The organism is Streptomyces sp. NBC_00386, assembly GCF_036063235.1.
Lineage (GTDB): Bacteria > Actinomycetota > Actinomycetes > Streptomycetales > Streptomycetaceae > Streptomyces.
The window spans coordinates 4,919,073-4,937,118 of the sequence record NZ_CP107950.1 but is presented as its reverse complement, the minus strand read 5'-3'; the positions used below and the strand labels follow the sequence as shown (position 1 = coordinate 4,937,118).

The window sequence follows — 18,046 nt, the reverse complement described above, 5'->3', positions numbered from 1 at the left end:
GTTCAGAATGTCGGCAACTGCCCCATTTGAAACTTTGAAGTTTCGCTGCCGAGGAGCGTGGCATGCAGGTTCGCAGGTGGCTCCCAGGCCAACCCACCCATATCGGTCGGCACGACTGGCCGGACGAGGGCGACGACACAACACACCTGCGGTTGCGGGCCGGCTCCATCGTGGTACTCGACCGGCAGGCCTGGCGGATCCTGGAGATCAACGACTACGCGGGCGACTGGTGGCCGGAGTCCTATGAGAAGGCATGGGGCGAACACGTGGAGTTGTGGTGGCACGCCAACGAACTGCGGCGGGCCAACAACCAAGCGGTCAAACCGGCCCCGGAGCGCGCCGAGTTCTACAAGCGCCCAGTGGTCCTGGTCCTGCGCAGCGAGAACTTGCCCCGATCCGCGCCGAAGCACTGGTGCGCTCCCGCCAGCCACGACTGGCAGGTCCTCCCGGAGCACTACGCCGTCTGCCGCGCCTGCGGCGAGCTGCCGCCCTGCCACCACGGGGAGTACCGCTGGGAGGGCGGGCCCCGCCGGTCGGAGCAGAGCGGCGGCATCCCGCTCATGGTGCCGGAGGGCTGCTGCATGGGGTGCGCCGAGCAGATCAAGCCCCGGGGACGAACCGTGCACTTCCCGGGTCCGAACCTCTGGTACCCGGACCTGGGAGAGAACACCGCGGTCTTCCACACCCGCACCGCCTGCGCCGATCAGGTCGACTGCTACCGCATGCAGTGGCAGGCCCAGTACAGCCCCCGCGCCTCCACGCACTCCGCCACCTTGGCGTTCCCGGGTTTCGAACACTTCCTGCTGCCCCGGACGCGTCGCGCGCCGGACCTGATCCCGCACGTCCAGCAGATCTCCCACGGCCCGTACGCCGCACAGTCCTCACCGGTCCTGCCGTCCCGGCCGGAAGCGGAGGCACACGCCTCCCCGGTCAGCGGCTCCGGCACCTTCCACCCCCCGTTCGACAGGTACCGGAGGGAGCCGGAGACCGGCGCAATGCCGGCCGGCCCGTCGGCACCCGCCGTTCCTGAGCCGACGGGCCGGCCAACCCCCGCGGCTTCCGGCGTGCCCACGGCGAACCCGACCGTGCCGGTCCGGTCCGCCGCACCGGGGTCCCCTCCCCCGGCCGAGGCGTCCGCGCCCGCCGCCGCTCCGCCTCCCGCTCCTGCCGAGAGCGCCGGGGCAGCCCTCCAGGCGGCGCAGGAACTGGGCCTGTCTCTGGCAGCGCGTCCGGACTTCCACAACGCGGAGCAGGCGGCCAGGGTGATCGAGGAACTCACCGCCGCGGTCAGGAACATCGCGCTCTGCCTGAACAACCCGGCTGCCCGCGAGCGCTCCTGACCCGCATACGACGGCCGGGCGCGGGCTGCCTGTCACGGCCGTCACGATCCGGGCCGTTCCCTTCGGTTCCGTCAGCCCCGGCCCGCCCACGGGAGCGGATGACGGCTCCCCGGCGCCCCAGCCGTGCCGGCCTCCCATCGCGGCGCCCGGCACAAGGAACGGTGTGCTCCTTGAAGGTCCTGGGACAGGGGCCTTGGACAGAACTCGTGCCAGGCTTCGGGGCACACCACCGATCGACACCATGACGGAGCCTGATCGACGCGGGACAAGCCCCATACGGACGGGGTGCCCCTCAGTGAGGGGCACCCCGTCCGGCCAAGTACACCCATGAACTGCGGTGGGTGTGGGATTTGAACCCACGGTGACTCGCGCCACGACGGTTTTCAAGACCGTTCCCTTAGGCCGCTCGGGCAACCCACCCCGCCCCGCCCACCTGGGGCGGGAGCGGATACAGCCTACCCGGCTCCAAGCGTCTCGCGGAGGCGCGGTCCACACCGGATCCACCAGCGCCGAGCGGGCTCACCGACGTCACCGTTCCGGTGCCGACGGCTGAAGCCCGGTGCCCTAATCGTGTGATCGGAGAGAAGGGCCTCCACGGGTGCTGTCCTGGCCGCCCCCCATGGAGTACGAACCCACCCGTCAACGTGCGGGAACCCATCGGCTTCGGGTTCACGAAAAGCCGCTTTCGTGAATACTTCGGCGCCTTGCGCTCACTCGAATGCCACACATCTGAAGGAGGGGGAGCGGCGTTAGCGAAATATGGCGAAAGTAAGTTCTCTCGCTCCACCCGTCTTCGGATCGACGGCACAGGGGCCGGCCGCGGCACGTGCCGTGCCAGCCGGGCGATACACCTATACGCCTGCCGCCGCGTGCACATCGCCTGACGCCTGCGGCACCCTGCACGGAGACGGCGCACGCATCGAACTGTGGGCCACCGAATCGCTCCTCGGCGATTTCCTGACGGTGCTGGACACGGTCCAAGAGGAAATCAACCAGCGGTGGAACGGCCAGGGACGCTCCGGCCACCACAGCCCTCACGCGACTGGGGCGAATTTCCGTGAATGACGACTATCCGAATCTCTCCTTCGCCCGGTACGGCCAGCAACCCGCATATCACACCGGGCCGGAGACCGGTCAGTACGGCGATCCCGTCGACGCCCTGCAGGAACAGGGCTGGGATCCGGTCGAGGAGCTCACCTACCTCCTCCAGGATGCCGTGGCCGCGGAGCAGGAGGCCATCGTGCCTCCACCGCGCAGCGAGCCGACGTACCCCGACGAATTCACCAGTGACCCGATGGACAACCTGGTCCAGCTCACTGCCGAGTTGCCGCCCATCCGACGGTCCTCGACCGGTCACCGGAAAGTACGGGTCCGCAATCCCCGCTTCAACTGGCTGCAGACCGTCAGCTTTGTGATCGCCGCACTCACCGCCGTCACCGTGTCGATGGTGAGCGTGTTCAGCGGCATGGTGGCCTACACCCCTCTGCAGCACATCGCGTCCAACGCGCAGAACGGCACGGGGCCTTGGTGGCCCCTTCTGGTCTACGGCCCCTGGATGGTGGCCTCGCTCTCCATTCTGAGAGCCGCCCTGCACCAGCGCCGGGCCGTGCACTCGTGGTACGTCGTCCTGCTGTTCTCGTCCGTCGCGATGATGTTCTGCGTGGCCGACGCCCACCAGTCGATCACCGGTGTGGCCACCGCCGTGGTACCCGCCCTGGCGTCGTTGACCTGCTTCCAGCAGCTGATCCGTCAGATCACGCTGACCCGCCCGCCGCGCCAGACCGTGTCCCGCCATCGGCAGCGCCCCTGCCCGGCTGCGTCTTCGGAGCGCGTCGAAGGCAAGAAGGGTTCGGCGGCGGCAAAGACACCGCGCGCTTGATCCACCGCGGGGGTCTTCCCGGCCGTGGCGGGACAGCCGGCACGCGGAAGGGGTGTCTCTCGTGAGAGACACCCCTTCCGGCCTGTACGTCTATCGACCTGCCGAGCCGCTGACCGACCGACCCGTGGATCGACCCGATCCGGGACAGGAACCGCGGGTCAGCTGTCGCCCTCCCGGGAACCGAGGGTGACGTCGACCGTGTGGGTCTTGCCGTCGCGCGTGTACGTGAGCTTGACGGTGTCGCCGGGCTTGTGGGTCCAGATCGCGCCGATGAGGGTCGGACCGCTGTCGACCACCATGCCGTCGAGCTTGGTGATGACGTCGCCGGGCTTGAGGCCCGCCTTGGCGGCGGGACCGCCGGCCTCGACCGCCGCGGAGCCGCTCGCGCCCTGCTCGGTGATCTTCGCGCCGCCCGTGCCCTCCTCCAGGGAGACCGACGCGCCGATCTTCGCGTACACCGGCTTGCCCGACTGGATCAGCTGCTGGGCCACGTACTTGGCCTGGTTGACCGGGATCGCGAAGCCCAGGCCGATGGAACCGGACTGGCCGGAACCGCCGAGACCGCCGCTGCTCGACGACTGGATCGCCGAGTTGATGCCGATCACCGCGCCCGAGGCGTCGAGCAGGGGGCCGCCGGAGTTGCCCGGGTTGATCGAGGCGTCCGTCTGGAGGGCGCTCATGTAGGAGGACTTGCTGCTGGCGCTGCCGTCGCTGGAGGCGACCGGACGGTTCTTGGCGCTGATGATGCCCGTGGTCACCGTGTTGGAGAGACCGAAGGGCGCGCCGATCGCGATCGTGGAGTCGCCGACGGCCACCTTGTCGGAGTCTCCGAGGACGAGCGGCTTCAGGTCCGAGGGCGCGTTCTTCAGCTTGATGACCGCGACGTCGTACCCCTGAGCGTGGCCGACCACCTCGGCGTCGTACTTCTTGCCGCTCGGGAAGGTGGCGGTGAGCTTGCCGCCGTCGACCGCGTCCGCCACGACGTGGTTGTTGGTGAGGATGTGGCCCTGCTTGTCGAAGACGAAGCCCGTACCGGTGCCGCCCTCGCCGTTGGTGCTCTGGGCCTCGATGGTGACGGTGCTCGGCAGTGCGCCGGCGGCCACGTTGGCGACGGTGCCCGAGGCGCGCTTGACCTCACCGCTGCTGCTCGGCGCGGAGACCGTCGTCGAGTCGGTGGAGTTGTCGTCGTTCTTGGCCAGCGAGTAGCCGATGCCGCCGCCGACACCGCCGGCGACCAGCGCGGCCACCAGTACCGCGGCGACCAGGCCGCCACGGCCGTTCTTCGGCTTCGGAGCGGGCTGCTGGTAGGCGGAGCCCCAGCCGCCGGTTCCCGAGCCGCCGCCGTCGGCGTACGACGGGGTGGCGGGCGGCGGGGGCGGCCAGCCCGCTTCGGGGGCGGAGCCCTGGGTCGGGGCCTGCCCGTACGGGTCGACCCCCTGCCCGGCTCCGTCCGACGCGTACGCCGGCATGCCCATGGGCGCCGACGCGTGCTCCGGTGCGCCGGGGGTGCCGGGCACCGCGGGGATCGGAGCGGTCGGCGCGCCCCCCGCGTGCGAGGCGCCCTGCGCGGAAGCAGCGGGAGTTTCCACCGGCACGGGAGGTGCGGACGGGGCCGGGGGTACTGCGTTGCCCTCGTTCTCGGTGCTCACAGCTCTTCTCCTCGATCCACGGCTGTTGTTCTCGGTCGCACTCGGTCACGCCCACTCACACTTGTCGATGGCCCGGCGCGATTCAGCTGTGCATGTGTTTTTGTACGCCGTCAGCTTTTCCCACAGGGCGTCAGGGCACCATAAGCGGTGCCTGTGCGTCCGAGGCCATCCTTTATAACGGACTTTTATTACTAAAAGGAATGCCTTGGGATATATCTCACCTCACACTCGCCCGGCGACGGTGGCACCATGACGCCGTGACCCTCGCACGACAGCACCCGATCCAGGTCGTCGCCCACCGCGGAGCCTCCGAAGAGGCCCCCGAGCACACGTTGGCCGCTTACAAGAAGGCGATCGAGGACGGTGCGGACGCCCTCGAGTGCGATGTACGGCTGACCGCCGACGGCCATCTCGTCTGTGTCCACGACCGTCGCGTGAACCGGACGTCCAACGGCCGCGGAGCCGTCTCCGCCCTGGAGCTCGCCGAACTCACCGCACTGGACTTCGGCTCCTGGAAGAACCGCGACGAGTCGCCCGACTGGGAACACACGCCCGGGAGCCTGACGGACACCTCCGTCCTCACCCTGGAGAGACTGCTCGAACTCGTCGCCGACGCCGGCCGCCGCGTGGAGCTGGCCATCGAGACCAAGCACCCGACCCGCTGGGCGGGCCAGGTCGAGGAGCGGCTGCTCCAGCTGCTGAAGCGCTTCGGCCTGGACGCCCCCGCCTCCCCGGCGGAGTCCGCGGTGCGCGTCATGAGCTTCTCGGCACGCTCGCTGCACCGCGTCCGGGCCGCGTCCCCGGCCTTGCCGACGGTCTATCTGCTCCAGTTCGTCTCACCCCGGCTGCGGGACGGACGACTGCCCGCCGGTGTCCGGATCGCAGGTCCCTCGATGCGGATCGTACGCAGTCACCCGGGGTACATCGAGCGGCTGAAACGCGCCGGTCACCAGGTGCACGTCTGGACCGTGAACGAACCCGAGGACGTCGATCTCTGCGTTGAGCTGGGCGTCGACGCCATCATCACCAACCGCCCCCGCGCGGTGCTCAACCAACTGGGCCGCTGACCTGGCCCTGCCCGAGGCGGGCGGCCCCCCGGAAAACGCCATGGCCACCCCCCGGAAACCATCGAGAATCGGCCACCCGGTCACAGGGAGTGCACCGGCGCGTTCGTTCCGCATTCGATCGTTACGAGTACGTCAGCAGACGTCGATTGGCCGGTTTCCAGTCCAGTCCAAAGGGGCATCCACACCGTGGCGTGGGGTGAAGGAGGTCTCGGGGGTGGCGTTGGTGGTGGCACAGGAGGTGCCCACGTCGTCGAGCATGGCCGTGCCCCACGGCCCTGCGGGCGTGGGGCAAGCAAGACACCGGATGCGCGATCAACTGCGTTCGGGGGGCCTGGCGGAAACGGTCATCGACGATGCCGTACTGATCCTTTCCGAGTTGCTCAGCAACGCGTGCCGACATGGCAGGCCCCTGGGCGACGCCCTCGCCGGTGACGGCAATGTGCGCGCGGCCTGGCGTGTCGACCCTGCCGGACGGCTGACGGTCGAGGTGACGGACGGCGGCGGCCCGACCCGCCCGGTGCCCGCGACCCCGTCGGTCACCGCCCGGGGCGGCCGCGGGCTGAACATCATCACGGCGCTGGCCAAGGACTGGGGTGTCCGGGACGACATCCACGGCGAGGTCACCGTGTGGGTGGTCGTCCAGGAGGACGTGGAAACGGCGCACCGGCACGACGACTTCGCTACGCGCGTCGCGTCACCGAGGGTGTCCGGGCTCTCCGCCCTGGACTTCGTGGACGCCTTCGACGACCTCGACTGAGCCGGACCGGGGCGCGCGGACCGGCCGCCGGGCTCCGTGACGACGCGGTGCGTTGTCCACAGGATCCCGTCGGTCTCCGTGCGAACGGCTAGGCTCGCGCCAGTACGAGACGAGCCGTGATCGGGAGACACCCACGATGGCCAAGAAGCGACCCCAGACGAAGGCCAAGCAGCCGCAGTTGAAGGACGGCGGCGAGATCCCGGTCGTCGGAGCGCGCGAGCCCTGCCCCTGCGGCAGCGGCCGCCGGTACAAGGCCTGCCACGGCCGGGCCGCCGCGCACGCCGCGACCGAGCTGGTACACCGCCCGTTCGAGGGCCTGCGGGGCGAGGGCGACTGGGTCGCGCTGCGCGAACTGGTGCCCGCCGCGACGGTCGGACTGACGCTCAAGGAGAGCCTGCCCGAGGACGTTCCCTCGGTCACCCTCGCCACGGTCCTGCCGATGGCGTGGCCCGCGCTGCGCCGCGAGGACGGCTCGGTGCTGCTCGGCCTTCAGAACGACACGCCGTCCGGCGACATCAGCCGCGACCTGGCCGACACCCTCCAGCGCGCGCTCGTCGCGCCGCCCGGCACCCCGGTCGAGGGACGGCGCGCCCCGGCGGACGGTCCCCGGCTCCAGGACCTGCTCGACCCCGAAGGCCCCTTCGAGCCAGTTGTGCACAGCGGCTTCGAGTTCTGGGTCCCGGACGTGGAGAACTCGACGCCCGAGGTGACCGCCTCGCTGGAGCGCGCCAACGCCGCCGCCATCCCGACGGTGAAGCTCTCCGGGGTCGACGCCGCCTACTGGTGCGAGACGCCCGACAAGAACCACCTGCGCTGGGTCATGCCGTACGCCGAGGAGCAGCTTCTGGACGCTCTCGCGCGGCTGCACGCCGAGGGCCGCTCGAGCCTCGGGGAGGGCACACGGCTGGTCGGTTCCTTCCGTGCGCACGGGCTCACGGTCCCGGTCTGGGACCTGCCGAGCGGTGTCACGGCGGACGACGTCGAGAAGCCGGCGGCGGAGTTCGCCGAACGCCTCGCCACCGCTCTGGCCATGGACGCGCCGCTGACGGCGGACGAGCGCCGCGCACGCGGGGGGCTCACCAACCGCCAGGTGACACTCAGCTGACCCACAGCGGATCCACAGGACGGGAAACTGACCGACCGGTCAGCTGGTCAGGGCCTCGGAAGCGGGTGACTCCTGTCACAACTCCCCGTTGTGACAGGTAAATCCGTGTCCGAATAGCCGAGATCGAATTTGCGAACCGCCGATCTCTTGTTACCGTTCGAGTAGCCCGGTTGCTGGTGCATCCCCCGTCGCCAGCAACCGGGTCTTTCCATGTTCGGAATCCCGAACAATATCAATCGCCTTACCGGCGGCCCGAGTTGCTTCCCGAGCGCAGCAGCAGCGGCCCCTCGGTGCTCCGCGCGAATTCCGCGACCGCCGAGTACGCCCCCGGATCGCCCGCCGTGTGTTCCCTGGGCGTCTCGCACTCCCCCGGGTCGTCCTCCGCGTCCATCGCGCAGTTCATCTGCACCGTGCGGCCCCCAGGACCCATCAGAGTCAGGGCCGAGCTCAGCGCCTCGCCGGTCGCGTTGCGGTAGTAGGTGCGCGCCCAGGTCTCCTCGCCCTGCGTCAGGACACAGGTCTGCGCCTCGACACCGTCGGGCGAGGAGAGTTCGGGACCGCACCGGGCGGCGGTGGCGAGACCGAGGCCGAGCAGCAGGGGAGAGCGCCGGGGTCCGGGCGACGGCGGCCGGTCGTCCTCGGCAGCCGCCCCGCGCGCGGACGGGGATCCGTCGTCGCCCACCGGGCCGGCCGAGGCCACGGCCAGCGGCAGGGCGAGAACGAACACCACGACTCCCGCCAACGCCACCAGACGGACTCTTCGGGGGTCCGGCCCGCCACCCGGCGGCGCCTCGGCCCGGTACCCCCCGGAACGACGCTGCATAGGCGGACGATAACGAGCGGGGGAGGGCGCGCGGCTCGCCGCGCGCCGGACGCCCCTACAACTCGGGCGCGCTCACACCCGTACGAGTGAGTGCCTCGACGACGGCATCCACCACGGCCTCCACGCCGGGCACCCAGGGGGCGGCCGAACCCGGCAGGGGAGCGCGCTCCCAGCGGATCTGACCCTGGCCCGTCTCCGACGGCGGCAGCGCGATGTAGCCGCCCTCGCCGTGGAAGCGCAGGGAGCCGGGAACGTAGTCCTTGGCGTAGAGCAGTTCGCCGAGCTGCTCCATGGAGTACGGGGCCACGAGGATCGCCCAGCGGGAGGGCGAGGCGACGACCGGACCGAGGCGCATGCCCGTGCGGTCGAGGGCGTCCAGCGCACGGGCCGCCGCGAGGGCGGGCAGGCTCACCGCGCACGGGGCGCCGCCCCCGGTGGCCAGCACGATGGGGGCCGAGGGCCGGTTGGTCCACCACCAGCGCACCATGCGCTCGTCCGTGGTGGCCGCGAGGAGGCCGGGGTCGAAGGGATGGGCGCCCGGCACCGTGCACTCCGGGTCGGGGCAGCCGCAGCGGGCACGCCCCTGCGGGTCGGCCGCCACACCCGGGAGTACGGGCCACCGCCATGCCGCCGCGAACGTCAGGGCCGCGCTGAGCATCTCAGGCCTCCCGTTGTTTCGCCTGGACAGGAGCCTGCGTCGCCTTCCGAGGATCTCGCGCATGAGCGCTCGTTCCTTTCCGTTGCACGCCTGGCAACACCGAGGATCACATCACACCATGTGTCGATCACTTCACTGTGCGTACCTGCTGGCGCATCACACCCCTGCTGGAGACAAGGGGAACCCCTCTGGGCCGAGCATGTGGCTGTGTCCGCGCCCATACCGCGTACATCCAAAGCATGGGCATGGCGTGGGGTGGCGGCGCCTGGCGTTTTACGTCCCGCGTATTGCTAGCCGCCTCCGCCACGGGAGGATGGGGCACGGTCGTCGGTGGTTAAGACGCCCGGGTCCGTCGCCAGGTTCCGGGCGGATCTCAACCACCCCTGGCCTTCACCGAGTACGTACCCATCACGACCGCTGTGACGCTCCGTCGAACGAGGCCAGTCGACCTCAATAAGCCGTTGCCCGAGTCAGTTTTAGGCCAATTTTAATTTCCCGCAAGGGTTACCGCCGGTCTCACGGACACCAGGAATCCCGGCAGGACAATGCTGGACATCCCCTCACGAGTACGTGTACATGTGGAGACACCGCTAGCGGCGCAGAACGACATGGGGGTTTGCGATGCTATTGAGCAAAACGCACCGGTCGGAAAGCCGGACGTCATGAACGCCCCTCACCTTCCGAAAGTGGCCGGAATCGATTCAACGGTTCCTTCGCCAGCACACACTGTCGCGCCGGCGCCCGCTCCCACGGGCGCCTCCGCCGCCGCTCTCCAGGACCGCCTCGCGGGCTGGGTCTCGGACCTCACCACGCTCCACGAGCTCACCGAGCGTGTCGCCCGCACCGCGACCCTGGACGACGCACTCCAGGAACTGCTGCGCGCCGGAGCCGCCCTCGTGGGCGCCCGGCGCGGTCTCGTCGTCATGGAACCCGGCGACGGACTGGGCCCCGACACCACGATCGGCCTCGGCCTCGCCCGAGCCGACCTCGGTCACATCGAGACGGTGCCGCGCAGCTCCATGTCGTACGGGAAGATCCTGGACGGACTGCCGGGCGGCGAGGGCGAGATCACCCAGCCGGACCTCCTCTCGGAGGACGGGCTCGACCCGCGCCACCGCGAGGTCGCCGCCCGTCTCGGCTACGCCGCCAGTTACGCGCTGCCGCTGTCCACCGAGACGGCAGGCCGTCTCGGTGCCGCCGTGTGGCTCTACGACGAACCCGCCGAGCCGGTGGAACGCCAGCGTCACCTCATCGGCCTCTACACCCGCCATGCCACCGAGCACCTGGCACGGCTGCTGGAGCTCGAACGCGCGCGGACGTGCGTGACGACGATGTCCGAGGAGCTGCTTCCCCCACGGCTGCCCCGGGTCTCCGGCGTCCAGCTCGCCGCCCGGCACCGCACCGGCCCGCGCGGCGGCGGCGACTGGTACGACGCGCTGCCGCTGCCCGACGCCGCCCTCGGCCTCGCGGTCGGCTCCGTCACCGGCTCGGGACCCAGCGCGGTCGCCGCCATGGGCCGGCTGCGGGCCTCCCTGCGGGCCTACGCCGTCATGGAGGGCGAGGACCCGGTCGCCGTGCTCTCCGACCTCGAACTGCTGCTGCGGCTGACCGAACCCGCACGCTCCGCCACCGCCCTGTTCGCGTACTGCGAGCCCGCCCTGCGCAAGCTCACGCTCGCCGGTGCCGGACACAGCCCTCCCCTGGTGATCGGACCGCGGCGCACCGAGTTCGTGGAGACCTCCCTGTCCGCGCCCCTGGGCATGCTCGCCTGCTGGGAGGCGCCGAGCGTCGAACTGACCGCCGACCCCGGCGAGACCGTCCTGATCTACACCGACGGCCTGCTGCACCGCACCGGCGATCCGATGGACCGCGCCTTCGCCCGGCTGCACGCGGCGGCGGCGAGCGTCCCGAGGACGCTGCGCGACGACCCCGGCGCGATCGCCGACCACGTGCTGCGCGGTGTGCTGCCGGACGGTCTCGACGAAGCCGACAGCGACGAGGACGTCGTCCTCCTGGCGGCCCGCTTCGAGTGAGAGGGCTCACACCCGGTGTAACAGGTCCTCCGGCCCTGGGCCCCCTTCAGTACGTCCGTACGATGGGGAGGTCCAAAGTCGTATGAAGGAGGCAGACCGTGTCGGAGGCGCTCACCCCGGAGACCCCGGAAGCCGTACTCGACGAAGCCGCTGACGAAGCGGGCGAGGAAGAGCCCATCAAGCAGCGCAAGAACGGCCTGTACCCGGGCGTGTCCGACGAGCTGGCCGACAGCATGAAGTCCGGCTGGGCCGACACCGAGCTGCGGGACCTCGAACCCATCGCCCAGGCCGGGTACACCGCGGCCCGCCGCGCCGCACTGTCGGCGCGCTTCCCGGGCGAGCGCCTGGTGATCCCCGCGGGCAACCTGAAGACCCGCTCGAACGACACGGAGTACCCCTTCCGTGCCTCGGTCGAGTACGCGTACCTCACCGGCAACCTCACCGAGGACGGCGTCCTCGTGCTGGAGCCCGCCGCCGGGGGCCACAAGGCGACGATCTACCTGCTGCCGCGCTCCAACCGTGAGAACGGCGAGTTCTGGCTGTCCGGGCAGGGCGAGCTGTGGGTCGGCCGCCGCCACTCCCTGGCCGAGGCCGAGCAGCTGTACGGCATCCCCGCCTCGGACGTCCGCGAGCTGCCCGCCGCGCTGAAGGAAGCCACCGGTCCCGTCCGGGTCGTGCGCGGCTACGACGCCGCGATCGAGGCCGCCCTGACCGACAAGGTCACCCGCGAGCACGACGACGAACTGCGCGTCTTCCTGTCCGAGGCACGGCTCGTCAAGGACGAGTTCGAGGCCGGCGAGCTGCAGAAGGCCGTCGACTCCACCGTGCGCGGCTTCGAGGACGTCGTGAAGGTCCTCGACAAGGCCGAGGCCACCAGCGAGCGCTTCATCGAGGGCACCTTCTTCCTGCGCGCACGGGTCGAGGGCAACGACATCGGCTACGGCTCGATCTGCGCCTCCGGGCCGCACGCCTGCACGCTGCACTGGGTGCGCAACGACGGTCCGGTCCGCTCCGGCGATCTGCTGCTGCTGGATGCGGGCGTGGAGACCCACACCCTCTACACCGCCGACGTCACGCGCACGCTCCCGGTCAACGGCACCTTCACGGAGATCCAGAAGAAGATCTACGACGCCGTGTACGACGCCCAGGAGGCCGGTATCGCAGCCGTCCTGCCGGGTGCCAAGTACCGCGACTTCCACGACGCCGCCCAGCACGTGCTGGCCGAGCGTCTCGTCGAGTGGGGGCTCCTCGAAGGCCCCGTCGAGCGCGTCCTGGAGCTCGGCCTCCAGCGACGCTGGACCCTGCACGGCACCGGCCACATGCTCGGCATGGACGTCCACGACTGCGCCGCCGCGCGCACCGAGACGTATGTCGAGGGCACTCTGGAGCCGGGCATGTGCCTGACCGTCGAGCCGGGCCTGTACTTCCAGGCGGACGACCTGACCGTGCCGGAGGAGTACCGCGGCATCGGCGTCCGGATCGAGGACGACCTCCTCGTCACCGAGGACGGCAGCCGGAACCTGTCGGCCGGCCTGCCGCGCCGCTCGGACGAGGTCGAGGCCTGGATGGCGTCCCTCAAGGGCTGACGCCGTGCCCGCGAGGGCCGGTGCGAGACCGATGGCCGGGCGCCTTCCGAGGCGCCCGGCCATCGGTGCGTCCAGGGGCGGCCGCTTGGACCGCGGTGCGTCCGGGGTCGGGAGCAGAGGCAGCCTGCGGGCTCCGGTGTGACCAGGGCGTGTGCGGCCCCCCGTACGGACTCCGGCTTCCGGTCCGGTGCAGGAGTGGACCCGGACGGGCCGTCAGACGCGCGTGACCGGCAGCGCGTCCACGAACAGCGCGCCCGCGAGCAGGCCGCCGCTGCCCCGGGGACTCCACCCGCGCGCGTGGAGATCGTCGTCGAGGACGGCCAGGCCCGAACGCCCGGCCTCCGTGGACGTACCCCCCGCTTCGAGCACCCCCCGGGCGCCGGCCTGGACATGGCGGAGGCCATGGGGGCCTGCCGTGTACAGCAGCTCGGTGTCCTGGAGCGTGGCCATGACCGCGAGGAGGGCGTCGAGACGGGCGCACGGTTCGGGTGCGCCGGCCGCGCGGGCGGTGGCGAGCGCGTCCAACGCCCGTCGCACATGCGGGAATCCGGCACGCGCCTCACCTCGCGCACCGGCCGCGCCGTACGTCGCGGAGACGGACGAGCCGCGGGAGGGCCGCCGCGGTGCCCGCCGGTCGGTGTGCGCCGTGATCCGCTTGGCCGTCGCGGTGACATCGGCTCCGGTGGCTCCGGGGTCCAGCGCCGCCGCGGCGACCAGCAGCCCGAGAACCCACAGGGCACCGCGGTGGCCGCCGCCCGTCAGGGCCACCGAGTGCTCGGTGCACCGGCCGATCGAGCCCAGCTCCGCGCGGAGTTCGGGCGTGGCGCGGCCGGTGCGGCGGGCGGCGGCGGCCATGGCCGCGAGGCCGGGGGTGAGCGCCTTGGCGGACCAGCGCAGGGAGCACAGATCCCGCCGGGTGACCCGGGCGCGGAGGTCACGTGGGTCGGGCAGTCCGGGTTTGGGGGTCAGTTCCAGCTGCCGGGTCAGCGCGGCCACCGCGGCCCGCGCCAGCACCTCGTCGTCCTCGCGGCTGCTCATCGACGTAACCCCTTCTCATGAGGACGCCGGCGGTGAAGGCACCAGATCCGAGGCCGGCCACGTACGAAGGGAACGTAGACACGCCGGCTCTCAAGAACCTGGGCGCACGCTGTCAGTGGACTGTGAACTCCGGAAGGGCGAGCGAGAAGCCGAGAACCGGGGCGTGGGGCGCGGAGGCCCTGGCGGATTGCCTCCGGCACGGACGTCGGCGCCGTCAGGCGTCGTCAGGCACGGACGTCGGCGCCGTCAGGCGTCGTCAGGCACGGACGTCGGCGCCGTCAGGCGGGCAGCAGCGAGGGGGCCGTCTTCCACTTGAGGATCTTGTCGAAGCTCACCACCGCACCGCCGCGCCCCGGCCTGTTGCCGATGTGGACGTGGTCGGCGAGCTCGCGGATCAGGCACAGCCCCCGGCCGTGCTCCGCGTCCTCGCCGGCCTGGCGGAGCAGGGCGCGGGCGTTCCCGGCCGGAAAACCCGGGCCGAAATCGGCGACTTCGATGCGGAACTGGTCACCGTCGAGGTAGGCCGTCACGCGGTACGCCTCGCAGGAAGAACCCCGCACGTGGTCCCCGCCGTGTTCGACGGCGTTGGCGCAGGCCTCGGTGAGAGCGACGGAGAGGTCGTACGAGATGTCCGGGTCGACCCCCGCGCTCTCCATCGTGCCGAGCAACAGGCGTCTGGCGAGCGGAACACTCGCAGCCTCGCGCCGCAGATGGAGTGACCACCAGATGCTCATGCTCCAGCCTCCCGGCCGCGGCTCGACATACCGTTACGTATTGCCGCAACCATCCGTGCGCAATCGCATACGCGACGTGATATCGCCCATACAGCCGACGCGCTCACATGAGGCAGCGGTGTATGCGCGAGCGATCCGGCGCCGGACGACGGCCCTTCGGCCGTCCGCCGTCCGGCGGACGGACCGGTCACAAGCCATCAATCGGACCTGCCGTACGGGGCGTCGGGGCCCAGTGCGATGATGAGCCCGCCATGACTGCCCCCCACCAGCGTTCGGCGCGTTCCGGAGCAGGCCTCCGGACCCTGAGGGCCGCGGTGTTCGCCGCGGTCTGCGTCGTGCTGGCCGCGGCCGGTCACGGGATCGCCTCCTGCGCCACGGTCCCCTTGTGGACGCTGGGTGCCGGCTTCCTCGCGGTCTTCGCGGTCGCCGCGGCGCTGGCGGGCCGCGAACGCGCGCTGCCGGGCATCGTGGCACTTCTCGCGCTCGGCCAGACGGTGCTGCACACCCTCTTCGGACTCGGCCTGCGGACCGGTACGACAGGCGCCGGGTCGTCCATGGGCGCGATGGCGCCCGGGATGCCGATGTCCGACGCCACGCTCGTGGCGCGCGCCGCCCGCCTGGTGTGCGGGACGGCCGCGGCGGCGATCAGCCCCGCGCAGGCCATGAGGATCCTCGCCGACGCGCGGATCGACACGGGTATGACCGGCATGACCGGCATGACGTCGTCCATGCACCACGCCTCGGACGCCGTGCCCACCGCCGCGGGGACCCCGATGCCGGTGCTGCCCTCCCTGCCGATGCTGCTCGGCCACGTGCTCGCGGCCGTCGCCGCCGGATGGGTGCTGCGCCATGGCGACCTGGCCCTCCTGCGGCTCATGCGCCTGTCGGCGCAGGGCGTCACGGAAGCGGCGCTCGTACGCTCCTTGCGGGCTGCCCTGACCCTCGTACGGGCCCTGCGTACGGGACTTCCGGGGGCGCCCGAGATCGCGCGCACGCCTCACACCGCGCTGCTCGCGCCCCTCGCTCCACGGACGACCGCTCTTCAGCACACCGTCGTCCGGCGCGGGCCCCCCGCCTCCACCGCGTTCACCCTCGTCGCCTGACACGACGCGCCGCTTCACGGAAATCCACGGAATTCCCCCGGTCCCCGGAGTCCTCGACTCCACCGGCCGCACGGGGTTCACGGACCTTCTCGAAGGGGACGCGGTCGTGCCGCACGCGCGCGTGCCCCCGGGTCTCCCGGGGTGCCGCTCTCGCCCCTTCCACGGGACACCGAGGCGCACGCGCGTCCCCTTTGTCACCGGACTGAATGTGGAGTGTCTCCTTCCATGAAGGCTTCTCGTCTCGCCGTCGTCGGCACCACCGCCGCCACCGCCGTCCTCGCCCTCTCCGCCCCCGCGTTCGCGCACGTCACCGTGCAGCCCGAGGGCGCGGCCGCCAAGGGCGGCTACACCGTCGTGAACTTCAAGGTGCCCAACGAGCGCGACAACGCCTCGACCACCCAGGTCGAGGTGAACCTCCCGGCCGACCACCCGCTGGCCTCCGTCATGCCGCAGCGGCTCGACGGCTGGACCGTGAAGGTCACCAGGTCCAAGCTCGACAAGCCGGTCACCGCGCACGGCGAGAAGATCGACGAGGCCGTCACCAAGGTCACCTGGACCGCCGACGGCAAGGGCATCGAGCCGGGCTTCTTCCAGAAGTTCCCGCTCTCCGTCGGCGCGCTGCCCGAGGACACCGACACCCTCGTCTTCAAGGCGATCCAGACGTACTCCGACAAGGAGGTCGTGCGCTGGATCGAGCCGCAGAAGGAGGGTGCGGAGGAGCCCGAGCACCCGGCTCCGACGCTCGCGCTCACGGCCGCCGCCGAGGGGGGCCATCACGGCTCCGCCGCCGCGGAGGACGCCTCCCACACGGAGGAGACCGCCGAGCACACCGACGAGGCGGCCTCCGCCACGGACAGCAGCGACACCACCGCGCGCGTACTCGGCGGCGTGGGCATCCTCGTCGGCCTGGCGGGCGTGGCGTACGGCGTTCTGGCCGGCCGGCGGCGTACGAACGCCTGAGGTGCCGGCACACACCTGAGGCACTGAGACACACGCTCCTGGTGGGCATCGGAGGGTCGCGGACGCGGCTCCGCGGACCGGCTTCCGGCCGCGCCCGTCCCGGCCCCGCCGCCTCGTCCGACCCCCGGTGCCCACCGGAGCGCTCACATCTGGGACATTTTTCTATGCGCAAGAAGACGTACGCGATGGCCGCCCTGTTCGCCGCCGCCGCTCTGACCCTGTCCGCCTGCGGCAGTGGCGACGACAGCGACGCCGGCAACGGCCCGGTCGCCGCCGTGTCCGCCGAGGCCGGCTCCACCAAGGCCGCGACGGTCCTGGACAACCCGTTCGAGAAGCCGGACCTCGTGCTCACCGACACGGCCGGCAAGAAGTACGACCTGCGCGCGGAGACCAAGGGCCGTCCCACGCTCGTCTACTTCGGCTACACCCACTGCCCCGACGTCTGCCCCCTGACGATGAACAACCTCGCCGTCGCCAAGAAGCAGCTCCCTAAGGCCGAACAGGACAAGCTGCGCGTCGTGTTCGTCACCACCGACCCGGCTCGCGACACACCTGCCGCGCTCGGCACCTGGCTCAAGGGCATCGACCCCGATTTCATCGGCCTGACCGGCGACTTCGCCACGATCCAGGCCGGCGCCCGCCGCCTCGGCATCACCATCGAGCCGACGACCGAGGACAAGAACGGCAAGAGCGTCTCCGTGCACGGCACCCAGGTCATCGCCTTCTCGCCGAAGACCGACGCGGGCTATGTGCTGTACGGCGAGAGCGCCACCGTAGACGACTACATCAAGGACCTGCCCAAGATCGCCGAGGGGAAGACCCCGTGAGCCGCCGTACGGGCCGCCGCGCGGGACTCCTCACCGCCTGCTCCCTCGTCCTGACCGCCACCGGGACCCTGGCGGGCTGCGGCTCGGGCGACTCCTCGTCGTCCCCGGCCGGCCCCGAACTCAAGGTCACCGGCGCCTACATGCCCGCCCCGAGCATGGACACCATGGCGGCGGGCTTCTTCACCGTCACCAACGCCGGCGGCGCCGACACACTCACCTCGGTCACCAGCGATCTCTCGGACGACGTGACGATGCACGCGACCGTGGACGGTGCGATGGAGGAGAAGAAGTCCTTCGCCGTACCCGCCGAGGGCACCCTGGACTTCGCCAGCGGCGGCAACCACCTCATGTTCGCAAAGCTCACCCACAAGCCCGGACAGGGCGAGAAGGTGTCCGTGGAACTGCACTTCGCCAAGTCCGGCACGGTCAGGATCTCCATGCCGGTGAAGCCCGCGACATACACCCCGAAGACCGGACGCTGAGGGAG

At 71.0% G+C, this 18,046-nt stretch carries 16 protein-coding genes and 1 tRNA gene; 11 read left to right on the top strand and 6 right to left on the bottom strand.

The features are described 5' to 3' along the window. Window positions 1-62 precede the first annotated feature (62 nt). Window positions 63-1,340: a hypothetical protein gene (locus tag OG780_RS21705; protein ID WP_328450634.1), complete on the top strand. Its 1,278-nt coding sequence runs from the start codon at window positions 63-65 to the stop codon at window positions 1,338-1,340. Between the two features lie 335 nt (window positions 1,341-1,675). On the opposite strand, the gene OG780_RS21700 is transcribed toward OG780_RS21705, so the two are convergent. Then, window positions 1,676-1,760: transfer RNA gene (locus tag OG780_RS21700), tRNA-Ser, on the bottom strand. 637 nt (window positions 1,761-2,397) lie between these two features. Between OG780_RS21700 and OG780_RS21695 the strand changes: the two genes are divergently transcribed. Beyond that, window positions 2,398-3,219, top strand: a complete 822-nt coding sequence (locus OG780_RS21695) for a DUF2637 domain-containing protein (protein ID WP_328450632.1) — start codon at window positions 2,398-2,400, stop codon at window positions 3,217-3,219. Between the two features lie 158 nt (window positions 3,220-3,377). On the opposite strand, the gene OG780_RS21690 is transcribed toward OG780_RS21695, so the two are convergent. Then, entirely contained in the window at window positions 3,378-4,868 is a 1,491-nt protein-coding gene (locus OG780_RS21690) for a S1C family serine protease (protein WP_328450630.1), read from the bottom strand. Between the two features lie 257 nt (window positions 4,869-5,125). Between OG780_RS21690 and OG780_RS21685 the strand changes: the two genes are divergently transcribed. The 3 genes from OG780_RS21685 (at window position 5,126) to OG780_RS21675 (ending at window position 7,797) form a co-directional block, all read left to right on the top strand. Beyond that, complete coding sequence (locus OG780_RS21685) at window positions 5,126-5,935, top strand: glycerophosphodiester phosphodiesterase (RefSeq protein ID WP_328450628.1); 810 nt, start codon at window positions 5,126-5,128, stop codon at window positions 5,933-5,935. 196 nt (window positions 5,936-6,131) lie between these two features. Continuing rightward, window positions 6,132-6,692, top strand: coding sequence for an ATP-binding protein (locus OG780_RS21680; protein WP_328450626.1), 561 nt, complete (start codon window positions 6,132-6,134; stop codon window positions 6,690-6,692). A gap of 136 nt (window positions 6,693-6,828) precedes the next feature. Next, window positions 6,829-7,797 carry a DUF5926 family protein gene (locus tag OG780_RS21675; protein WP_328450624.1) on the top strand — a complete coding sequence of 323 codons (969 nt, stop codon included), beginning with the start codon at window positions 6,829-6,831 and terminating at the stop codon, window positions 7,795-7,797. A gap of 241 nt (window positions 7,798-8,038) precedes the next feature. Here OG780_RS21675 and OG780_RS21670 read toward each other — a convergent pair whose 3' ends face one another. Together OG780_RS21670 and OG780_RS21665 are read right to left on the bottom strand one after the other, a co-directional pair. Then, the gene (locus tag OG780_RS21670; protein ID WP_328450622.1) at window positions 8,039-8,620 is read right to left on the bottom strand and encodes a hypothetical protein; all 582 of its coding nucleotides are present in this window, start codon (window positions 8,618-8,620) and stop codon (window positions 8,039-8,041) included. Window positions 8,621-8,675: 55 nt separating this feature from the next. Next, the gene (locus tag OG780_RS21665; protein ID WP_328450620.1) at window positions 8,676-9,341 is read right to left on the bottom strand and encodes a bifunctional DNA primase/polymerase; all 666 of its coding nucleotides are present in this window, start codon (window positions 9,339-9,341) and stop codon (window positions 8,676-8,678) included. A 482-nt stretch (window positions 9,342-9,823) separates the two neighbouring features. Between OG780_RS21665 and OG780_RS21660 the strand changes: the two genes are divergently transcribed. Together OG780_RS21660 and OG780_RS21655 are read left to right on the top strand one after the other, a co-directional pair. Continuing rightward, window positions 9,824-11,311, top strand: a complete 1,488-nt coding sequence (locus OG780_RS21660; RefSeq protein WP_328450618.1) for a PP2C family protein-serine/threonine phosphatase — start codon at window positions 9,824-9,826, stop codon at window positions 11,309-11,311. A gap of 98 nt (window positions 11,312-11,409) precedes the next feature. Continuing rightward, window positions 11,410-12,897 (top strand): aminopeptidase P family protein, encoded by a 1,488-nt coding sequence (locus OG780_RS21655; RefSeq protein ID WP_328450617.1) that lies wholly within the window; start codon window positions 11,410-11,412, stop codon window positions 12,895-12,897. A 213-nt stretch (window positions 12,898-13,110) separates the two neighbouring features. On the opposite strand, the gene OG780_RS21650 is transcribed toward OG780_RS21655, so the two are convergent. Both OG780_RS21650 and OG780_RS21645 read right to left on the bottom strand, forming a co-directional pair. Next, window positions 13,111-13,935, bottom strand: coding sequence for a triphosphoribosyl-dephospho-CoA synthase (locus OG780_RS21650; protein WP_328450616.1), 825 nt, complete (start codon window positions 13,933-13,935; stop codon window positions 13,111-13,113). 278 nt (window positions 13,936-14,213) lie between these two features. Further along, window positions 14,214-14,669, bottom strand: coding sequence for an ATP-binding protein (locus OG780_RS21645; RefSeq protein WP_328450615.1), 456 nt, complete (start codon window positions 14,667-14,669; stop codon window positions 14,214-14,216). Between the two features lie 251 nt (window positions 14,670-14,920). On the opposite strand from OG780_RS21645, the gene OG780_RS21640 reads away from it, so the two are divergent. The 4 genes from OG780_RS21640 (at window position 14,921) to OG780_RS21625 (ending at window position 18,041) form a co-directional block, all read left to right on the top strand. After that, entirely contained in the window at window positions 14,921-15,772 is an 852-nt protein-coding gene (locus OG780_RS21640; RefSeq protein WP_328450614.1) for a hypothetical protein, read from the top strand. 225 nt (window positions 15,773-15,997) lie between these two features. Continuing rightward, window positions 15,998-16,732: a YcnI family copper-binding membrane protein gene (locus tag OG780_RS21635; RefSeq protein WP_328450613.1), complete on the top strand. Its 735-nt coding sequence runs from the start codon at window positions 15,998-16,000 to the stop codon at window positions 16,730-16,732. A gap of 164 nt (window positions 16,733-16,896) precedes the next feature. Next, window positions 16,897-17,559, top strand: coding sequence for an SCO family protein (locus OG780_RS21630; RefSeq protein WP_328450611.1), 663 nt, complete (start codon window positions 16,897-16,899; stop codon window positions 17,557-17,559). After that, entirely contained in the window at window positions 17,556-18,041 is a 486-nt protein-coding gene (locus OG780_RS21625) for a copper chaperone PCu(A)C (protein ID WP_443062189.1), read from the top strand. Before OG780_RS21630 ends, OG780_RS21625 begins: the two co-directional genes overlap by 4 nt. Window positions 18,042-18,046: the final 5 nt, after the last annotated feature.